Raw genomic sequence first — 19519 nt, 5'->3', positions numbered from 1 at the left:
TTGTGTCCTTTAGTCAGAAACGCAAGATCTGCGCCAGACTTGCGATTACGCCAGCGGGATTTTCCCGATGCGCGTTATGTCCGGCGCGAGGAATGACATGGCAGTCAGCAGCCAGTTCCGCCGCCAGAGCGCGGAATTTGCTGTCACGTTCACCACATAAATAATAAAACGCAAATGTGCGGGCGCTAAGGTTAGCACGTAAATCAGGCTGGACGGACAATGAGGTTGCTTCCAGCATGGCGGCAAGCGTTGCGCCATTATTGTTGCTACGCAGCGTCACCAGTTCCTGGCGCTGCTCGTCATTGAGCGAGGCAAAAACCGGTTGTTGATACCAGTCGGCAAAGACCGCCGTTAATGGTTCTGTGCGAAAACGCTGCGCCCAACGGTGATCGGAACGCTGGCGTTCCGCGCGTTGTTCAGCACTTTGCAGCCCAGGATGACCACCTTCGACAATAACGCCACAAAGCCCCGGCATCCCCTGACAGGCCGCCATCATCGCCACGCGTCCACCGAGCGAGTACCCCACCAGCCAGTGATTAAGTATGTTGTAACTAACAAGGGTTTTACGCAGTAAGTCGATGACATCATCAAATCCATCGACGCTAATTTCCGCCGAACCGCCGTGACCAGGGAGATCAACATACAACCGCGAGTAGTCGGCAAACGCTTCGCCGACTTGCTGCCACTCCTGGCAATCGCCGGAAAAACCGTGCAGAAAAACCAGCCAGGGTAAACCTGGCTTGCCGTGTTTTGCCTGCGCGTGCAGGATCATAAATGGCTTACCTGCGCCAGCAACTGCTGGAGGGTCTGCGCACCATCGGTGTCGTTAACCACCATCTCAATCACGGTGGTGGTCGGGGTGCGCCAGGCGTCGGCAAGCGCCGTTTCAAGTTCATGCCAGTTTTGCGGGCGATGATATTTCAACTCAAACATCGCAGCGGCGTGCTCAAAATGGACGTTTTGCGGCATCAGATAGAAACGCTCACGCTCGCTTGTCGGCGTTGGTAGCAGCGAGAAAATTTGCCCGCCGTTGTTGTTCACCACTATTAATACCAGCGGCGCGGAAACCTGGCGCAGTAACGCCAGTGCGTTCAGGTCGTAAAGTGCGGAGAGATCGCCAACAATCGCCAGCGTGGGTTTACCACTCGCCCGCTGAACGCCTGCGGCGGTAGAGAGCAGTCCGTCAATACCGCTGGCTCCACGGTTGCTGTAAACCGGATAACCTGCCGGAAGTTGCGAGAGCGCATCGATCAGACGCACCACCAGGCTGTTACCGACAAACAGTTGCCCCTGTTCCGGTAGATACTCGCTGATGCGGTGTGCCAGTTGCGCTTCACCAAATGCATCACGGCGCGCAACAACCGCCTGCATTGCCTGTTCAGCCAGGCGCGGGATGTCAACGCACCAGGGCTGGCGTTTTTCTGCCGGATGCAGCTCCAGCCAGTCGGCGATATTGGCAATCAGCCGACGTCCACGATGGTGCGCCGGGTCGAGTCGCCCTTCGATATTATCAACAATCCAGTACTCTTCCGGCTCACAACTCGCCTGCCATTGCAGTAACCGTTTGCCGGTCAGACTGCTCCCCAGTTGCACAACAATCTGCGCCTGCTGTAACTCGCTGGTTGCTTTGGCATTGCCTAACCACAGGTCAGCGCACGGCAGCGGCTGTCCGGTTTGCGACAATACGTCGCCAATCAGCGGCCAGCCAAGAGTTTGCGCCCACTGGGCCACTTTTTTGCCCTCTTCCGCACTCATGCGACCCGCAACGACTACGCCGCGTTTTTGCCGCCAGAAGAACCAGTCGCGCTGTTTTTCACTTTCCAGACGAGGCGCTTCACGCAGCCACGGTTTATTGTCCTGCCACCAGTCGCCCAGACGTTGTTGCCACGCAAGTCCTGTGTCGTCCATCTCGCCATACAACGGTTCAGCAAACGGGCAGTTGATATGGACTCCGCCAGCATGAAGCGTACCGAGAGCATGGTCGATGGTAGAAACCAGCCAGCGAGCGGGAATATCCTGCGTCGGACGCGGTAGTGAAATGCTATGCATGGGGTGAGAGGCGAACATTCCCGGCTGGCGAATCGCCTGATTCGCACCGCAGTCGATCAGTTCCGGCGGACGATCGGCGGTTAAGAGGATCAGTTTCTCTCCAGTTAACCCCGCTTCAATCAGTGCCGGATAGAGATTTGCCACCGCCGTGCCGGAAGTCACTATCACCGCCACCGGCTGTTTGCTGACTTTCGCCAGCCCCAGCGCCAGATGCCCCAGCCCACGCTCATCAAAATGGGTGTGGTGGATGAATGCAGAATTTTCCGCCGCCGCTAACGTTAACGGCGTAGAACGGGAGCCAGGGGCAATGCAGACGTGTCTGACGCCATGACGCGTTAATGCTTCCAGAATGACCGCCGCCCAGCGTCGGTTAAATGCGCTTACTGACATGAGTTTGTCCGGTATCAATATTGCGGCTAAGTATAAGGAGCTACAAAAATAGATTATTGATATGAATCGGTAATGATGCGACTCATTACTATTCCATTTGTAATAATGTTCGCAACCCTGCCGCTTTGTTGTCGATTTCCTGCCACTCCTGCTCGGGGTCTGAGCCTCGGACAATGCCTGCTCCGGCATATAATCGCACCACATTGTCACTGATTTTCGCCGAGCGCAGGGAAACGCAGAATTCGCTTTGTTGTAATGAGAGATACCCCGCAGAACCGGCATACCATTCACGGGTGAACGGTTCGTGCCGGGCGATGAACTGCCGCGCCAGATCGCGCGGTAAACCAGCAACTGCTGCCGTTGGCTGCAACTGATGTAAACAAATCACATCATCCGCTTTGTTGAGTGAAGTCCAGATACAGCGGCGCAGATGCTGCACTTTACGCAGACGCAGTATCTGCGGCGGTAACACATCCAGCGTCTGGGTATCGGCCTGCAATCGTTGGCAGATATCTTCCACCACCAGCATGTTCTCGCGCTGGTTTTTATCATCCGCCATCAGCCACTCACCCAACTGCTGCGCCTGCTTATCATCAGAATGATTTGCTACCGTTCCCGCCAGAGCTTCGGTACGCAGAGCTTTGTCTCGCCGCCGCCATAGCCGCTCAGGCGTTGAGCCAAGAAAAGCATTTTCGCCATCAAAGGCCATGTAAAAATGATAGCAGTTCAGATTGAGCCGCCGGCTGGCAGCCATCATCGCCGCCGCATTGACCGGACTTGCGAAATGCAGGTCAGTCGCCCGAGCAAGAACCACTTTGTCGAGCTCACCTTCGGCGATGGTTTTCGTTGCCAGTTCGATTAATCGCGTCCAGCCAGTTTTGTCCGGCCAGTGTTGTTCTTTCGTGGTGGTTAAACGTAACGCGGGAAAAAGTTTAATATTCGCCAGTGTGGCGATAAATTCTTTTGCCTTAACAGCATCGTGCTGAAGGGAATTTTCACTGAATAGCGTCAGCCGTAGCGTGGCTTTACCGCCACAGCGTCGCCATTCCAGGCGTGGTAAAAGTAGATTGCCCTGCGACGGGTCAAACGCATTCAGTCCCCAGATACGTAAGTCGGTGTGTTCCGGATACTGACGAAGAAAACGTTGCGCCAGATCCAACGACGTAAAGCGGGTGATTGCGCCCAGCACGGCAGCTTCTTCATCGCCATTACGTTGTTGCCAGTAAAATTGCGGATACGTTTGCTGACTGGCCAGCCAGCTTAAGGCATCAAAAGCGTCATTGAGAGGGAAAGGAATGTCGAAAACCCGAATGCCGGGTGTCGCCGGAATCTCTTGCGACAAATGGCGCAGTAGATTTTCCAGCGCCGTAGTAAGTGATTGCACGCGGACCTCTCCCTGTTAAAAGCCTCACATTATACGGGGTACTACAGAAAAAATGCAGTACCCCAGTGTAGGGAGGTTTTAACGGCGTGCCAGCAACAGTCCTAATACCAGTCCAACAGCCGCGCCAACGCCAATTCCCTGCCAGGGTTTTTCGTGGACGTAGTCATCGGCGCGATAAACCGCCTGCTTCGCCCGATAGTAATAACTGTCAGAAGCCTGGCTTACCCTTTTTTTCACATCATCCAGCGCCTTTTCTGCACGCGCCTTTAACTCAACATATTTTTGATCGGCGGGATCGCCAGAGGAACGTAGTACCTCTTCAAGTGTTTCACTCAGCAACGTCAGGTCGTCATCGATACGTGTATCACCAAACTGATTAGACATTATCGTTCTCCATTTGCGTAAAACCTGCCACTAACTATAGACAACGGTTATCGATTACGCCTGAATAACCTCGCGCGCCATCCCGATATGCGGAATACCATCCTCCTCATAAATATCTGTCACAGGGATGAAACCAAATTGCCCATAAAAGTTTTGTAAATGCGCCTGCGCCCCCAGATAGATCGGCTTCTCCGGCCAGTGGCGAGTACACGATTCCAGCGCCTTACTCATCAATTGTTGACCGATTTTTTCGCCGCGTAAGTCTTCGCTGACAATCACCCGACCAATCACGACGGGTTGCAGTTCGTCGTCACTTTTCAGAATCCTCGCATACGCCACCAGTGTCCCGTTATGCCAACCGAGAATGTGGCGATTTTCTCCCTCCAGATCGTCACCATCGATATCCTGGTAAGGACAGTTTTGTTCCACTACAAATACCGCACAACGCAGTTGTAATAAGGCATAAAGCTGAGAAACGGATAAATCAGAATGATGCAGATCTTGCCAGTCGATCATGGAAGGCTCCTTTGTGCTGTTTGCTTTATACTAGCCGGAATATTTTCAGCAGCGTGATGAACTCATGGAATTAATTTTTTTAGGTACTTCGGCAGGTGTTCCGACCCGGACACGTAATGTCACAGCCATATTGCTTAATCTGCAACATCCGACGCAAGCCGGGCTTTGGTTATTTGACTGTGGTGAAGGTACACAACACCAGATGTTGCACACGGCATTTAACCCAGGAAAACTGGACAAGATTTTTATAAGCCATCTTCATGGCGATCACCTTTTTGGCTTGCCCGGATTGCTATGCAGTCGTTCCATGTCAGGCATTATGCAACCATTAACGATTTATGGTCCGAAAGGTATCCGTGAATTTGTTGAGACAGCGTTACGCATTAGCGGCTCATGGACCGATTATCCGCTGGAAATTGTTGAAATTACGGCAGGAGAAATAGTTGATGATGGCCTGCGCAAGGTAACGGCATATCCAATGGAACATCCACTGGAGTGTTACGGCTATCGTATTGAAGAACATGATAAACCAGGCGCGCTGAATGCCCAGGCGTTAAAAGATGCCGGCGTACAACCCGGTCCGCTGTTCCAGGATTTGAAAAAAGGCAAAACAGTCACGCTGGAAGACGGTCGGCAGATTAACGGCGCTGATTACTTAGCCGCGCCTACGCCGGGTAAATCAATCGCCATTTTCGGTGATACCGGCCCTTGCGATGCCGCAATCGATCTTGCTAAAGGTGTCGACATAATGGTTCACGAAACGACGCTGGATATGGAGATGGAAGCCAAAGCTAACAGCCGTGGGCACAGTTCAAGCCGTCAGGCGGCGACTCTGGCTCGTGAGGCGGGTGTCGGCAAATTGATCATTACCCACGTCAGCTCACGCTATGATGATAAAGGCTGTCAGCATTTATTACGCGAGTGCCGGGCAATTTTCCCGGCAACAGAACTGGCGAGCGATTTCGCGGTGTTTAGCATTTAAATCGAAATGCGGTAGTTAGTTGGCGGATTAATTTCATGATGCCAACGTACTTATTCGACATATCTTTCATCTGTTTGCCGAATATGCTTGATGTCGATATCAGGCAAACAGATTTATCATTTTTAGTTTTGTAAATTGTCCAGACCTTCCGCCAGTTCAGTCAGACGAATAAATTCAGCTCTGTAACCTTGAGAATCTTGCCCTTTTGCCTGCCGCGCCCACTGTTTGATCTGCTGCCAGGATGTATTGTTCAGGTATTCAGAACCGCGTAACTTTTGCCCATATGCAGCTACTGCTGCGCGAAAATACATATCTTCAGAAGGAGCATTAGTTGTCGGTAGCAGTGGAAATTCAACTAACTGACTTTCTTTTCCCTGAGGGTATTTCCAGCGTATCTTTAACCATGCCAGCTCTTTCGCTTTGTCCGATTTCGCTGATTTCTGATCCGGTGCATAGCGTAATTTATCAATTGACGCTTTTTGTCCGTTCAGCGTTAATTCAAATAACAAAGTTATATGTTTACCTGCGCCAATATCGCCAGCATCAACATTGTCGTTATTAAAATCTTCTGCCTGCAGTTGGCGCTTTTCATAACCAATCTGACGATATTCCGTCACCCACGCCGGGTTAAACTCAATCTGCGCTTTAACATCTTTCGCCACGGTAACCAACGTCTGATGCATTTCGCTGTTTAACACTTTCTGCGCTTCAGATAGGGTATCAATGTAGCTGTAATTACCGTTGCCGACATCGGCAATTCTCACCATCATTGCCTCATTGTAATTATCCCCTCCTACGCCCAGCGTCGATAGCGTAACACCAGACTCCCGCTGTTTTTTCACCATTAATTCAATCGATTTTGGATCGTCAATGCCAACGTTAAAATCACCGTCAGTTGCTAATAAAATGCGATTGACGCCACCTTTAATAAACCCCTTAGCTGCCTGCTGATAAGCCATCTCCAGCCCGGCACCGCCATTAGTGCTACCTCTGGCATTCAGCGAATCAATAGCAGCATTGATTTCATCTTTATGATTCCCGGAGGTAGAAGGCAACGCAATACGGGAGTCACCGGCATAGGTCACGATAGAAATGTTGTCCTGATCACGGAGTTTTTTGACCAGCAATTTCAAAGAAGACTGAATTAGAGGTAAGCGTTCATCAGAATACATTGACCCGGACGTGTCGATAAGAAAGACCAGATTAGAAGCAGGCAACGCTTCACTTTTGAGGTCTTTCGCCAGAATATCCACTTTCAGTAAGGTTCGCTGCTCATTCCATGGCGCCGGTGCCAGTTCGTGGCGCATAACAAAAGGTACAGGCTTACTGGCGGGAACAAGCTCTTTATTATTGCTTTTATCATTAATAACCCAGTCTGACGGAAAGTAATTCACCATCTCCTCCACCCGCACTGCATCTGGCGGAGGCAACTGCCCATGATTGAGAAAACGGCGTACATTTGCATAGCTGCCGGTGTCAACATCAAGGCTAAACGTCGCCAACGGGTTTTGCGCTACCTGCTTAACCGGATTGTCATCGAACTGCTGGTAGCGAGCGGTTCCAGGATTTGAGATATGTGTAGCTTTTGCTTTAGCCGCTCTTTCATATGTTGGCGCTTCCTGCAATCGCCCCTGTAAAGCTTGTTTGTCTGAGTATTGTTGCGCTTCTTGCTGGACTAAGGCTTTTGCTTTCGCGTCTGCAGCGGCTTTAGCAGCGGCGGCTCTTTGCTCAGCCACTTTTGTTGCCGCTTGTTGCGCGGCTCGCGCTTGCTGGTCTGTCGATGTAGTAGATTGGTGCTGCGGGTTTTCCTTATCATCAGGCTCCTGTCCGCATCCTGTCAAAATCAAACCACCAATAAGCAACATAATTATATTTTTATTTCTCATACAAATTCCTTTTAAAAAACTCATGAACCTGGCGTAAAATATATCTTTTGTATATTCCTGTCAGTATTAATTAAATACATTACTGGCACTCATCATGAATAATGATAAAACAACACATTTCATCAACAATAAATATATGAAAAGAATAATTCCTCTCTATATCATATTGCTAATATTTTCTCTCCCTTTACTTGTTTTATATCAACCTTACGTCAGCGCCTTACCCCCCACACCGCAACATGCCAGCCCTGAGCAGTTAGAATAAACGGTACGTTATCTTTCACAAACACAGTATCCACGCAGTGCTGATCATATTGATAAATTGAATATATCTGCCAGCTATATTAAAAATATTTTCACACAAAGCGGGGCAAAAGTTACCGAACAGAGGGTTCCTATTATTGATGGGCCTTACAAAAACATTATTGCTGACTATGGTCCACAGGATGGACCGCTGATTATTATTGGTGCGCACTATGATTCCGCAACCAGTTATGAAAACGACCAATTAATCTATACGCCTGGTGCGGATGATAACGCCAGCGGCGTCGCAGGATTACTGGAACTGGCGCGTCTGCTACAACAGAAAGCACCAGCTATTGGCGTACAACTGGTTGCCTATGCTTCGGAAGAGCCGCCCTTCTTTCGCAGTGACGAAATGGGAAGCGCGGTACATGCCGTTACCCTGATGCGCCCGGTTAAACTGATGATATCCCTTGAAATGATTGGGTTTTATGATTCCGCGCCTGGGAGTCAAGACTATCCTTACTCTGCGATGTCCTGGCTTTATCCCGATCGAGGTGACTTTATTGCTGTGGTCGGCAGAATGCAGGATATCAGCGCCGTGCGTCAGGTAAAAGCCGCGTTGTTATCGTCAAAAGAATTATCTGTTTATTCTATTAATGCCCCTGATTTTATTCCCGGTATTGATTTCTCCGACCACCTTAATTACTGGCAGCAGGATATTCCCGCCGTCATGATTACAGACACAGCTTTTTATCGTAATAAACAATATCACCAGCCCGGCGATACAGCAGACAGACTGAACTATCAGAAAATGGCGCAGGTGGTGGATGGTGTTATAACCTTGTTGTACAACAGTAAATAATAAAATTTCCTCGAGGCGGCTCCAGAAAAAGCAGCTTGTATATTTTATTTTTCTCCGTCTGTTTTAAGATGCGCAAAAGGAAATCTGACGGGAGAAATAAGATGGGAATGATTGCGTATTTTGCGGAAATAAACTCAGAAAAGGCCAACAAGCTGATTGAGTCTAATGAAAAATCTTTAATGGACGATATTCATGAAACGCTTTCAGGCTCAAGGCGACTGGATATTGATAAACGCTGGGATTTTTTACATTTTGGCCTGACGGGCACCTCTGCCTTTGATCCAGCGAAGAATGATCCGCTGAGTCGTGCTGTGCTCGGTGAACATAGTCTCGAAGAGGGTATCGATGGTTTCCTGGGATTGACATGGAATCAGGAATTAGCCGCTACTATCGACCGCCTGGAGGCACTCGACCGAAATGAGCTGCGTAAACAGTTTTCCATTCAGCGGCTCAATGAAATGGAGATATATCCGGGAGTGACCTTTTCAGAAGAGTTAGAGGGGCAGCTCTTTGCTTCGATCATGCTTGATATGGAAAAGCTGATTAGTGCGTACAGACGTATGCTACGGCAAGGGAATCATGCGCTGACGGTTATTGTTGGGTGATGGTGTCAGGGCACCATAAAAAAACCGCCGAACATGTCGGCGGCTTTCTCAGCTTACAGACTGACGACTTACATCATCGGCATTGCCAAACGCACAATGCTAATCAGCGGTTGCGGCCATACACCCAGCACCAGTACCAACAGTGCGGATATCAGCACCACGATACCACCTGCTGTGTACTGCCAGTCTGACGGCGCATCACGGTTTGGCTGTTCTGAACCATGAAGGTACAGGCTCACCGCCACACGCAGGTAGTAGTAGAGACCAATTGCCGAACCGACAACCACAGCGCCCACCAGCCACCATAAGTGCGCCTGAACACCAACTGCCAGCACGTAGAACTTACCGATAAAGCCCAGCGTCATCGGAATACCGGCCAGAGACAGCATCATCACGGTCATCACTGCCGCGAGGATCGGGCGATGCCAGAACAGACCACGGTAAGAGAACAGGGAATCAGCATCCGGGCCACGGTACGGGCTGGACATCAGGCTGACCACACCGAACGCACCGAGGCTGCTGAACAGATAACCGGCCAGGTAAACCCCTACCGCTTCCATCGACATCTCGCCAGTTTGCAGCGCAATCAGCGCCACCAGCAGATAGCCGAGGTGAGAGATAGATGAGTAACCGAGCAGACGTTTGATGTTGGTCTGGCTCAGCGCCATCAGGTTACCGAAGATGATGGAGGCAAAGGCGATAATCGCCAGCACCACGCGAATCGCTTCGCTGTCACCCACCGGTGCGTAAAGGAACAAACGCATCACCACACCGAAGATAGCGATTTTGCTCGCCGTCGCCAGGAAGGTGGAAACCGGAGCTGGCGCGCCCTGGTATACGTCTGGCGTCCACAGGTGGAACGGCACCAGAGAGAGTTTGAAGCCGAGGCCAACAATCATCAGGCCGAAACCTGCCAGCAACAGCGGCTCGTTGAGCATACCATCGCCGAGGTTTTTACCCAGTGCAACAAACGACAGGTCACCAGACTGCGCGTACACCAGCGCCATACCGAACAGCAGAAAAGAAGACGCGGCGGCAGAGAGAATGGTGTATTTGATACTGGCTTCCAGCGAACGTTTCTGGCGGAAAGCGTAACCGACCAGGCCAAACAGCGGCAGAGAGATCAGTTCGATACCGAGGAACAGAGACGCCAGATGGTTGGCATTCGCCAGCAGGATCCCGCCCAGCGCGGCAATTAACACCAACAGGTAGAACTCGTCCTTGTTGTCGTTATAGCCTTCAAGCCACGGGTAAGCGAAAGTACAGGTGGCGAGGCTCGCCAACAGTACCAGCCCGGTGTAAAGCATGGCGAAACCATCAACGCGCATCAGCGGCGTAACGTCCATAGCGCCCGCCTGGCCGACAAACCAGAGCGAAACCAGCGCCGCGTTAAGCCCAATAACCGAGAGCGTAGCGTTGAGGAAATGATTGCGTCGCCACGCAATGGAGAGCATCACAACCACCACCGTCAAGCCGACGATCAGCAACGGTAGCAGTGCGATCAGGTTTTGTGGAGTTATTGTCATGGCGATTTACGGCCTTGTAGTAGTAACGGAATTAACAAACCACTGCTGGATATTGCCAATCGCGGAGTGCGAGGTATCCAGAATCGGCTGCGGATAGAAGCCCAGCAGTACCAGCAGCACCACCAGCAACAGGATCATAAACAGCTCACGCAGCGACATCCCTGGCAGTTCCTGGCTGGCAATCTGGCTTTTCGCTTTACCGAAGTAAGCGCGATGCAACATCGCCAGCGAATAAACAGATGCAAAGACCAGCCCAAAGGTAGAGATAACGGTAATCACCGGGACAACCTGGAAGCTGCCGAACAGAATCATAAATTCGCCGACGAAGTTACCGGTGCCTGGCATCCCAAGCGTTGCCACCGCAAAGAATAGCGACAGTGCTGGCAGCCATTTCATCTTGCTCCACAGACCGCCCATCATGCGCATGTCGCGGGTATGGATACGTTCATAAAGCTGACCACAAAGAATAAACAGACCCGCCGCCGACAAGCCGTGCGCAATCATCTGGATTACCGCGCCCTGGTAGGCCAACTGGCTGCCGGTGTAGATAGCAATCAGCACGAAGCCCATGTGGGAAACCGAGGTGTAGGCGATCAGACGTTTGATATCGGTCTGGGCAAAGGCCATCCACGCACCGTAGAAGATGCCGATAACACCCAGCCACATAGCGATTGGCGCGAACTCTGCCGACGCGTTCGGGAACAGCGGCAGGGAGAAACGCAGCAGACCGTAAGCGGCGGTTTTCAGCAAGATCCCCGCGAGGTCAACGGAACCGGCAGTCGGTGCCTGGGAGTGCGCATCCGGCAGCCAGCCGTGCAGTGGAACCACCGGCATTTTCACCGCAAAGGCGATGAAGAAGCCCAGCATCAGCAGATATTCCACACCGCTGGACATTGGCGTATTCAGCAACTCTTCATAGTTGAAGGTCCAGACGCCGGTCGCATTGTAGTGAACGAAAACCAGCGCCAGGATGGCGATCAACATCACCAGACCACTCGCCTGGGTATAAATGAAGAACTTGGTTGCCGCCGTGATACGCGTTTTACCGTCAGAGGCTTTATGCCCCCACAGTGCGATCAGGAAGTACATCGGCACCAGCATCATTTCCCAGAAGAAGAAGAACAGGAACATGTCGATGGCAAGGAACACGCCGATAACGCCGCCCAGGATCCACATCAGGTTGAGGTGGAAGAAGCCCTGATATTTTTCGATCTCATTCCACGAGCAAAGTACCGCCAGCACGCCGAGCAGACCGGTCAGGACGACCATCAGCAGCGACAGACCATCAATGGCGAGATGGATAGAGATTCCAAAACGCGGGATCCACGGCATGTCGAATTCAGACTGCCACTGCGGAATTCCGGCGGATTGCGTCAGTGAATAACCGCCCTGCAACCAGAGTTGCAGCGACAGCGCCAGCGTCAATCCCATGGTGATCAGCGCGATCCAGCGCGGCACCTTGACGCCAAAGCGTTCGGTCTGCCAGCACAGGAAGCCGCCGATAAAGGGAATTAATATTAGCCAGGGTAGTAACATGGCGATCTTTATTCCTTGTAAAAGTCCCGTCAGGACCGGATTTTCAACGAATTCTCACGACAGAAAATTCTCTTCGGATTGCGGTTGTAGTGTCGGATGCGCCGCGAAGGCGGCTTATCCGACCTACGTACTTATATGCCCAGGGGCGACCCCACAATCCTTAACTCAACGCAGTACCATCAACAGTGCCAGCACCACGACCGCACCGATGCTCATGGATGCCACATACCAGCGCAGGTAGCCGTTCTCACTGAACAGCAGACCTTTACCCGCAAGGCGCGAGAGAACCGCCGGAATGTTCATCATTGAGTTCAGCGGATCGCGTTTCAGCAACCAGGCAATACCCAGGAACGGCTTGACGAACACTTTGTCGTACAACCAGTCAAAGCCCCAGGCGTTGTACCACCAGGTTCCCAGCAGGCGACCCGGCGCACTGTTGGCAATGGAGGTCACCAGAGTACGTTTACCCAGCCACAGCCAGGCTGCCAGCAGAATGCCGACGACCGCAACCACGCCAGAGGTAATTTCCAGGGTCAACATGCTGCCGTGTGCCAGTTCCGTAGTTTGCGGAAGCACGCCCTGCAGCGGCGGTACAATCAGTGCGCCAACGAAAGTGGAAAGGATCAGCAGCACAATCAGCGGCAGGCTGTGGGTGATCCCTTTCACGGCGTGAGCGTGAATTTGTTCTTTTCCGTGGAAGACGATGAAAATCATACGGAAGGTGTAGAGCGAGGTCATAAACGCACCGACCAGACCTGCCACCATCAGATTGATATGACCATTCGCCATCGCACCCGCGAGGATCTCATCCTTACTGAAGAAGCCCGCAGTGACCAGCGGCAGTGCCGACAGTGCCGCGCCGCCCACCAGGAAGCAGAGATAAACCAGCGGAATAGATTTACGCAGACCGCCCATCTTGAAGATGTTCTGTTCGTGATGACAAGCCAGAATGACGGAACCGGATGCCAGGAACAGCAACGCTTTAAAGAACGCGTGGGTCATCAAGTGGAAAATCGCCGCATCCCATGCCTGTACGCCAAGCGCCAGGAACATGTAGCCAATCTGGCTCATGGTGGAGTAAGCGAGAACACGTTTGATGTCGGTTTGTACCAGCGCGGCAAAGCCTGCCAGCACCAGCGTCACCGCACCCACGATACCGACCAGATGCAGAATTTCCGGAGTCATCAGGAACAGACCGTGGGTACGGGCGATCAGGTAGACACCAGCGGTTACCATCGTTGCAGCGTGGATCAGCGCAGAGACAGGCGTCGGGCCAGCCATCGCGTCGGCAAGCCATGTCTGCAACGGCAGCTGCGCAGATTTACCGACCGCACCGCCCAGCAGCATCAGCGTCGCCCACATCAGCATGTTATTGCCTTCAGCAAAGTGCGCTGGTGCCAGTTCCACCATTTCGCGGAAGTTCAGGGTGCCCAGTTCGTTGTAGAGAATGAACAGCGCGAAAGCGAGGAACACGTCACCCACACGGGTCACGACGAACGCTTTCATTGCCGCTGCGCCATTCTTCGGATCGGTGTAATAGAACCCGATCAGCAGATAGGAGCACAGGCCCACGCCTTCCCAGCCGAGGTACATCAGCAGCAGGTTGTCGGCGAGAACCAGAACCACCATGCTGGCGATGAACAGGTTGGTGTAGGCGAAGAAGCGAGAGTATCCCTCTTCACCGCGCATATACCAGGAAGCGTACATGTGGATCAGGAAACCCACACCGGTGACCACCGAGAGCATGGTCAGCGACAGGCCGTCCAGCACCAGGTTGAAACCGATATTAAAGTCGCCTACCGACATCCACGTCCACAGCGGCTGGCTGTAAGCCTGCTCGCCATTAGCGAAGAAATCGACGCCAATAAAGGCAGTTACCAGCGCCGCCAGGCCTACAGAGCCAACGCCCACGATCGCCGAGACGTTTTCAGACCAGCGCCCACGGGAGAACGCCAGCAGGACGAAGCCAATCAATGGCAAAATAATGGTTAAGGCAAGCATGTTCATCCGCGCATCTCACTTACTGAATCGATGTTCAGGTTCTGGCGACGACGGTGAAGTTGCAGCAGCAGCGCAAGGCCGATACTCGCTTCCGCCGCCGCGAGGCTGATGGCGAGAATGTACATCACCTGACCGTCGGTCTGGCCCCAGTAGCTACCGGCGACCACAAAGGCCAGCGCGGAGGCGTTAATCATGATTTCCAGACCAATCAGCATAAACAGCAGATTGCGACGGATAACCAGACCGGTTAAGCCAAGAACGAATAAGATTGCCGCGAGGATCAGTCCATGTTGTAAGGGGATCATGCGCGCTCCTCCGTTTTTCTTTTCGCGCTGTCGTCTTTACGATTGCTCAGCACTTCACCCGCACGCTCTTCACGACCGACGTGGAAGGCGACAACCAGACCAGCCAGCAGCAGCATAGAAGCCAGTTCAACCGCCAGTACGTAAGGCCCGAACAGCGTAATACCCACTGCTTTAGCACTGATTGGCGTACCGTCGATACCCTGATCGTTAACACCGAGAATGGCGTAAACAATCACCACCAGCATGATGGCCGACAAAATTGCCGGACCAATCCACACCTGCGGTTTCAGCCACTGGCGTTCCTGTTCGATTTCCGAACCGCCCAGGTTGAGCATCATCACCACGAACACGAACAGCACCATAATGGCACCCGCGTAGACGATAATTTCCAGCGCACCGGCGAAGTAAGCGCCTAGTGAGAAGAACACCCCGGAAATCGCCAGCAGCGAAATAATCAGGTACAGCAGTGCGTGTACCGGATTGGTATGGGTGATCACTCGCAAGGTCGCAAGTATGGCTATCAGGCCACAGATATAAAAAGCGAACTCCATTGCCCCTCTCCTTACGGTAACAGGCTCTTGACGTCGATAGGCTTGGCTTCGTTCTCTGCTTCGCCCTTATCTTTGCCGTCGATTGCCATACCTGCCATCCGGTAGAAGTTATATTCCGGGTATTTGCCCGGACCGGAGATCAGCAGATCCTCTTTCTCGTAAACCAGATCCTGGCGCTTGTATTCCCCCATTTCGAAATCCGGGGTTAACTGGATCGCCGTGGTCGGACAGGCTTCTTCGCACAGACCACAGAAAATGCAGCGTGAGAAGTTGATGCGGAAAAATTCCGGATACCAGCGACCGTCTTTGGTTTCTGCTTTTTGCAGCGAGATACAGCCGACCGGGCAGGCTACCGCGCAGAGGTTACAGGCTACGCAACGCTCTTCACCGTCCGGGTCGCGGGTCAGAACAATACGACCACGATAACGGGGCGGCAGATAGACCGGCTCTTCCGGGTACATTCGCGTTTCGCGTTTGGCGAACGCGTGCAGGCCGATCATCCAGATACTACGAACCTGGGTGCCGAAACCTACTAACAATTCTTTTAAGGTCATGGTCTTAGTGCCCCTTATTGCGCCTGCCAGAGAATGACAGCCGCCGTTACCAGCAAGTTGATCAGCGTCAGCGGCAGGCAGATTTTCCAGCCGAAGGACATTACCTGGTCATAACGCGGACGTGGTAACGACGCACGAATCAAAATGAACATCATCATAAAGAACGCGGTTTTCAGCGCGAACCAGATGAATGGCGGTAACAACGGGCCTTGCCAGCCACCGAAGAACAGCGTCACCATCAGTGCAGAGATGGTCACAATCCCGATGTACTCACCCACGAAGAACAGACCGAACTTCATGCCGGAGTATTCAATGTGGTAACCATCCGCCAGTTCCTGCTCGGCTTCCGGCTGGTCAAACGGATGGCGGTGACACACCGCCACACCCGCGATGGCAAAGGTAATAAAACCAAAGAATTGCGGGATGACGTTCCACACATGCGCCTGGCTGTTGACGATGTCGGTCATGTTGAATGAACCGGCCTGCGCCACCACGCCCATCAGGGAAAGCCCGAGGAACACTTCGTAGCTCAGGGTCTGCGCAGAAGCACGCATCGCACCCAACAGCGAGTATTTGTTGTTACTTGACCAGCCCGCAAACAGCACCGCGTAGACCGCCAGACCTGCCATCATCAGGAAGAACAAAATCCCGATGTTCAGGTCGGCAACCACCCAACCCGGACTGACTGGCACAATCGCAAAGGCCAGCAGCAGCGAGGTAAAGGCAATCATCGGCGCCAGGGTAAAGATGACGCGATCCGAGAATTTCGGGATCCAGTCTTCTTTAAAGAACATTTTGATCATGTCCGCGACCAGCTGGAGCGAACCGCCCCAGCCAACACGGTTAGGTCCGTAACGGTTCTGGAACAGACCCAGCAGGCGACGTTCGCCAAAGCTCATGAATGCCCCACAGGTGACAACCACCAGCAGGATCACCACCGCTTTGAGGATGGTCAGCAGGATCTCAATCAGTTCCGGTGATATCCAACTCATTGTTGTGCCTCCTTGAGATCCTCAAGATGCGCGCCAGCCAGCACCGGAGCAATGCCGGACATACCCATCGGCAAGCCCACCTGCCCTGCCGTCAGCCCTTCGGCGATTTCAACCGGCAGCGTGACCGTGTTGCCATCGTAACTAAAGGAGACGCGTGTCCCCGCATTCACGCCCAACTTCGCGGCATCCGCTGGGTTGAGTTTGATGTACGGCTGCGGCATACGGCTCTGGAAGACCGGAGCACGCTGTGACAGTTCATCGCTGCCAAAAAGGTGGTAGTACGGCGCGATACGCCATTTCCCGTCCTGCGGCTGGAAGCGTGCCGGTACGCTGGTGAAGTAATCCAGACCATTCTCGCTGGTTTCAAACAGACGCACGCCCGGATCGCCAAAGCGCAGTTTGCCGCCCACTTCGTCCTGGAATTTGTTCCACGCCTGCGGGGAGTTCCAGCCCGGTGCCCAGGCAAACGGCACTTGTGAACGGTGCGCGGTCGGCTGGTTGTTACCTTCCATCGAGAAGGTGAACATGGTGTCAATATCCTGCGGCTGGCGCGGTTCATGAACGCTGATGTTGGCGCGCATGGCGGTACGACCACTGTAACGGTGCGGCTCACGAGCCAGTTTCTGACCACGAATGCGGAATGTCGCATCCGGCGCGGCATCTTTGATACCCGCCAGCTCCGGGATTTTCGCCACAACGGCATCAATCACATGGTCGAGCTGCGTCCAGTCCACTTCACGGCTCAGCAGGGTGCTGTGCAGCGAGTGCAGCCAGCGCCAGCTTTCCAGCATGACCGTTTTGCTGTCGTAATAGGACGGGTCGTAAACCTGGAAGAAACGTTGAGCGCGGCCTTCGTTGTTGATAACCGTACCGTCGCTTTCAGCAAAGCTGGCGGCGGAAAGCACCAGATGGGCGTTTTCCATGATCGCTGTGCGTTGATGGTCAACCACCATCACCAGCGGCGCTTTAGCCAGCGCAGCATTCACGCGGGTTGCGGAAGCGTGACGATGCAGATCGTTTTCCAGCACCACCACCGCGTCGGCGCGTCCGGTTTCCAGTTCGGTTAACGCTTCTTCAAGCGAACCGCCGCCCATAATGCCCAGCCCCATGCTGTTGACGGAACGGGCAATCATGGTGATACCTACGTCAGCGCCGCGACCTTTCAGGGCTTTCGCCACGTTAGCCGCCGCCTGAATCACTTCTGTGCTACCGGCGTTCGTCCCGGAGATAATCAACGGTTTCTTCGCACCTGCCAGTGCCTGCACGATGACGTCGATTTTGCTTTGCAGCTCAGGCTCGATACCGTCAACTGCCGGTGCGGAGTTATCCAGCGCATGGGCGATGGCAAAACCTAAACGTGCCTGATCTTCAACCGGTGCGCGATAAGTCCACGCCGCAATATCATCCAGACGGGTGTCATCAACGTTAGTGACAAACAGCGGATGCTTCGCACGTTGACCGATGTTGAGGATTGCCGCAATCTGCCAGTCAGCCACTTTCTGTGCTGCCGCCATTTCGCGTGCTTTACCTTTCACCGCCTGACGCACCGCCAGCGCGACGCGTGCGCCGGTCTGGGTAACGTCTTCACCCAGTACCAGTACCGCATCGTAAGATTCGATTTCGCGCAGTGCCGGCGTATAAATGCCGCCTTCACGCAGTACTTTCAGCGCCAGTTGCAGACGTTCCTGCTCACCGTGAGCAATACCGGTATAGAAGTTTTCTTCGCCCACCAGCTCACGCAGCGCAAAGTTGCTTTCCACGCTGGCACGCGGAGAGCCGATGCCGATGACTTTCTTCGACTGACGCAGAATATCTGCTGCGCCCTGCATTGCCTGTTCGGCGTTGAGGGTAATGAAATCATCGCCACGACGCTGTACCGGCTGACGCGGACGATCTTTCAGGTTGACGTAGCCGTAACCGAAACGACCACGGTCGCAGAGGAAGTAGTGGTTTACCGTACCGTTGTAACGGTTTTCGATACGACGCAGTTCGCCGTAACGTTCGCCGGGGCTGATGTTACAGCCGATGGAACATTGCTGGCAGATGCTCGGCGCAAACTGCATATCCCATTTACGGTTGTAACGCTCGGAGTGCGTTTTGTCGGTAAATACGCCGGTCGGGCAAATTTCGACCAGGTTACCGGAAAATTCGCTTTCCAGGGTGCCATCTTCCGGGCGACCGAAGTAGACGTTGTCATGCGCACCATAAACGCCCAGATCCGTACCGTCAGCGTAATCTTTGTAGTAACGCACACAGCGGTAACAGGCGATGCAGCGGTTCATTTCATGAGAGATGAACGGCCCCAGATCCTGATTGCGGTGGGTACGTTTGGTGAAACGGTAGCGACGGAAGGTATGCCCGGTCATCACGGTCATATCCTGAAGGTGGCAGTTACCGCCTTCTTCACATACCGGACAGTCGTGCGGGTGGTTAGTCATTAACCACTCGACCACACTTTCACGGAACTGTTTCGCTTCTTCGTCGTCAATGGAAATAAAGGTGCCATCGGAAGCCGGTGTCATACAGGACATCACCAGGCGACCACGCGTGTCTTCCGCGTTTTGGTATTGCTTCACCGCACACTGGCGGCAAGCACCGACGCTTCCCAGCGCCGGATGCCAGCAAAAGTAAGGAATATCGAGACCCAGAGACAGACAAGCTTCCAGCAGGTTGTCCGCTCCGTTGACCTCGTATTCTTTGCCGTCTACATGAATTGTAGCCATTAGCATGCTTCCAGTTTTCTCAGTCAG

At 53.0% G+C, this 19519-nt stretch carries 16 protein-coding genes and 1 pseudogene; 3 read left to right on the top strand and 14 right to left on the bottom strand.

Features of this window, described 5'->3' with window-relative positions:
* Window positions 1–13 precede the first annotated feature (13 nt).
* From menH to HEN21_RS02020, 5 genes are all read right to left on the bottom strand, one after another.
* On the bottom strand, window positions 14–772 hold the full coding sequence (gene menH / locus HEN21_RS02040) for a 2-succinyl-6-hydroxy-2,4-cyclohexadiene-1-carboxylate synthase (protein WP_105286734.1): 759 nt from the start codon (window positions 770–772) through the stop codon (window positions 14–16).
* The gene (menD, locus tag HEN21_RS02035; RefSeq protein ID WP_105286733.1) at window positions 769–2439 is read right to left on the bottom strand and encodes a 2-succinyl-5-enolpyruvyl-6-hydroxy-3-cyclohexene-1-carboxylic-acid synthase; all 1671 of its coding nucleotides are present in this window, start codon (window positions 2437–2439) and stop codon (window positions 769–771) included. The genes menH and menD overlap by 4 nt, the downstream gene beginning before the upstream one ends.
* Window positions 2440–2527: 88 nt before the next feature.
* Entirely contained in the window at window positions 2528–3823 is a 1296-nt protein-coding gene (gene menF, locus HEN21_RS02030) for an isochorismate synthase MenF (RefSeq protein WP_176252012.1), read from the bottom strand.
* 78 nt (window positions 3824–3901) lie between these two features.
* Complete coding sequence (elaB, locus tag HEN21_RS02025) at window positions 3902–4207, bottom strand: stress response protein ElaB (RefSeq protein ID WP_000070621.1); 306 nt, start codon at window positions 4205–4207, stop codon at window positions 3902–3904.
* 54 nt (window positions 4208–4261) lie between these two features.
* Window positions 4262–4723: a GNAT family N-acetyltransferase gene (locus HEN21_RS02020; protein WP_000568143.1), complete on the bottom strand. Its 462-nt coding sequence runs from the start codon at window positions 4721–4723 to the stop codon at window positions 4262–4264.
* Between the two features lie 64 nt (window positions 4724–4787).
* Here HEN21_RS02020 and rbn point away from each other — a divergent pair, with 64 nt between their 5' ends.
* Window positions 4788–5705, top strand: a complete 918-nt coding sequence (gene rbn, locus HEN21_RS02015; RefSeq protein ID WP_176252013.1) for a ribonuclease BN — start codon at window positions 4788–4790, stop codon at window positions 5703–5705.
* A gap of 122 nt (window positions 5706–5827) precedes the next feature.
* Here the strand turns inward: rbn and HEN21_RS02010 are convergent, their stop codons facing one another.
* Window positions 5828–7591, bottom strand: coding sequence for a vWA domain-containing protein (locus tag HEN21_RS02010; RefSeq protein WP_176252014.1), 1764 nt, complete (start codon window positions 7589–7591; stop codon window positions 5828–5830).
* Between the two features lie 136 nt (window positions 7592–7727).
* On the opposite strand from HEN21_RS02010, the pseudogene HEN21_RS02005 reads away from it, so the two are divergent.
* Window positions 7728–8699: pseudogene (locus tag HEN21_RS02005) on the top strand (M28 family metallopeptidase).
* A gap of 101 nt (window positions 8700–8800) precedes the next feature.
* Window positions 8801–9304: a YfbM family protein gene (locus HEN21_RS02000; protein WP_000525339.1), complete on the top strand. Its 504-nt coding sequence runs from the start codon at window positions 8801–8803 to the stop codon at window positions 9302–9304.
* A gap of 68 nt (window positions 9305–9372) precedes the next feature.
* On the opposite strand, the gene nuoN is transcribed toward HEN21_RS02000, so the two are convergent.
* The 8 genes from nuoN to nuoG all read right to left on the bottom strand — a co-directional run bounded on the left by nuoN (window position 9373) and on the right by nuoG (window position 19492).
* A complete protein-coding gene (gene nuoN / locus HEN21_RS01995) occupies window positions 9373–10830 on the bottom strand; it encodes an NADH-quinone oxidoreductase subunit NuoN (protein ID WP_000156703.1) in 1458 nt (485 codons plus the stop codon).
* A gap of 6 nt (window positions 10831–10836) precedes the next feature.
* Window positions 10837–12366: an NADH-quinone oxidoreductase subunit M gene (gene nuoM / locus HEN21_RS01990; protein ID WP_000926452.1), complete on the bottom strand. Its 1530-nt coding sequence runs from the start codon at window positions 12364–12366 to the stop codon at window positions 10837–10839.
* Between the two features lie 165 nt (window positions 12367–12531).
* A complete protein-coding gene (gene nuoL / locus HEN21_RS01985; RefSeq protein ID WP_001056629.1) occupies window positions 12532–14373 on the bottom strand; it encodes an NADH-quinone oxidoreductase subunit L in 1842 nt (613 codons plus the stop codon).
* A complete protein-coding gene (gene nuoK, locus HEN21_RS01980) occupies window positions 14370–14672 on the bottom strand; it encodes an NADH-quinone oxidoreductase subunit NuoK (protein ID WP_000612644.1) in 303 nt (100 codons plus the stop codon). The genes nuoL and nuoK overlap by 4 nt, the downstream gene beginning before the upstream one ends.
* On the bottom strand, window positions 14669–15223 hold the full coding sequence (gene nuoJ, locus HEN21_RS01975) for an NADH-quinone oxidoreductase subunit J (RefSeq protein WP_000393513.1): 555 nt from the start codon (window positions 15221–15223) through the stop codon (window positions 14669–14671). The genes nuoK and nuoJ overlap by 4 nt, the downstream gene beginning before the upstream one ends.
* An 11-nt stretch (window positions 15224–15234) precedes the next feature.
* Window positions 15235–15777 (bottom strand): NADH-quinone oxidoreductase subunit NuoI, encoded by a 543-nt coding sequence (gene nuoI, locus HEN21_RS01970; RefSeq protein ID WP_000172749.1) that lies wholly within the window; start codon window positions 15775–15777, stop codon window positions 15235–15237.
* Window positions 15778–15791: 14 nt separating this feature from the next.
* Complete coding sequence (gene nuoH, locus HEN21_RS01965) at window positions 15792–16769, bottom strand: NADH-quinone oxidoreductase subunit NuoH (protein ID WP_000118507.1); 978 nt, start codon at window positions 16767–16769, stop codon at window positions 15792–15794.
* On the bottom strand, window positions 16766–19492 hold the full coding sequence (gene nuoG, locus HEN21_RS01960) for an NADH-quinone oxidoreductase subunit NuoG (RefSeq protein WP_010350616.1): 2727 nt from the start codon (window positions 19490–19492) through the stop codon (window positions 16766–16768). Before nuoG ends, nuoH begins: the two co-directional genes overlap by 4 nt.
* Window positions 19493–19519 lie beyond the last annotated feature (27 nt).

It is taken from the genome of Escherichia sp. 93.1518 (assembly GCF_013368915.2).
Classification (GTDB): Bacteria; Pseudomonadota; Gammaproteobacteria; order Enterobacterales; family Enterobacteriaceae; genus Escherichia; species Escherichia ruysiae.
The sequence above is the reverse complement of the archived record's forward strand: the minus strand, read 5'-3'. Positions and strand labels throughout refer to the sequence as shown.

What these genes read in the sequence shown, in the direction of transcription:
- menH (WP_105286734.1), bottom strand. Translation starts at nt 772, where the DNA reads ATGATCCTGCACGCGCAGGCAAAACACGGCAAGCCAGGTTTACCCTGG.
- menD (WP_105286733.1), bottom strand. Translation starts at nt 2,439, where the DNA reads ATGTCAGTAAGCGCATTTAACCGACGCTGGGCGGCGGTCATTCTGGAA.
- elaB (WP_000070621.1), bottom strand. Translation starts at nt 4,207, where the DNA reads ATGTCTAATCAGTTTGGTGATACACGTATCGATGACGACCTGACGTTG.
- HEN21_RS02020 (WP_000568143.1), bottom strand. Translation starts at nt 4,723, where the DNA reads ATGATCGACTGGCAAGATCTGCATCATTCTGATTTATCCGTTTCTCAG.
- rbn (WP_176252013.1), top strand. Translation starts at nt 4,788, where the DNA reads ATGGAATTAATTTTTTTAGGTACTTCGGCAGGTGTTCCGACCCGGACA.
- HEN21_RS02010 (WP_176252014.1), bottom strand. Translation starts at nt 7,591, where the DNA reads ATGAGAAATAAAAATATAATTATGTTGCTTATTGGTGGTTTGATTTTG.
- HEN21_RS02000 (WP_000525339.1), top strand. Translation starts at nt 8,801, where the DNA reads ATGGGAATGATTGCGTATTTTGCGGAAATAAACTCAGAAAAGGCCAAC.
- nuoN (WP_000156703.1), bottom strand. Translation starts at nt 10,830, where the DNA reads ATGACAATAACTCCACAAAACCTGATCGCACTGCTACCGTTGCTGATC.
- nuoM (WP_000926452.1), bottom strand. Translation starts at nt 12,366, where the DNA reads ATGTTACTACCCTGGCTAATATTAATTCCCTTTATCGGCGGCTTCCTG.
- nuoL (WP_001056629.1), bottom strand. Translation starts at nt 14,373, where the DNA reads ATGAACATGCTTGCCTTAACCATTATTTTGCCATTGATTGGCTTCGTC.
- nuoK (WP_000612644.1), bottom strand. Translation starts at nt 14,672, where the DNA reads ATGATCCCCTTACAACATGGACTGATCCTCGCGGCAATCTTATTCGTT.
- nuoJ (WP_000393513.1), bottom strand. Translation starts at nt 15,223, where the DNA reads ATGGAGTTCGCTTTTTATATCTGTGGCCTGATAGCCATACTTGCGACC.
- nuoI (WP_000172749.1), bottom strand. Translation starts at nt 15,777, where the DNA reads ATGACCTTAAAAGAATTGTTAGTAGGTTTCGGCACCCAGGTTCGTAGT.
- nuoH (WP_000118507.1), bottom strand. Translation starts at nt 16,769, where the DNA reads ATGAGTTGGATATCACCGGAACTGATTGAGATCCTGCTGACCATCCTC.
- nuoG (WP_010350616.1), bottom strand. Translation starts at nt 19,492, where the DNA reads ATGGCTACAATTCATGTAGACGGCAAAGAATACGAGGTCAACGGAGCG.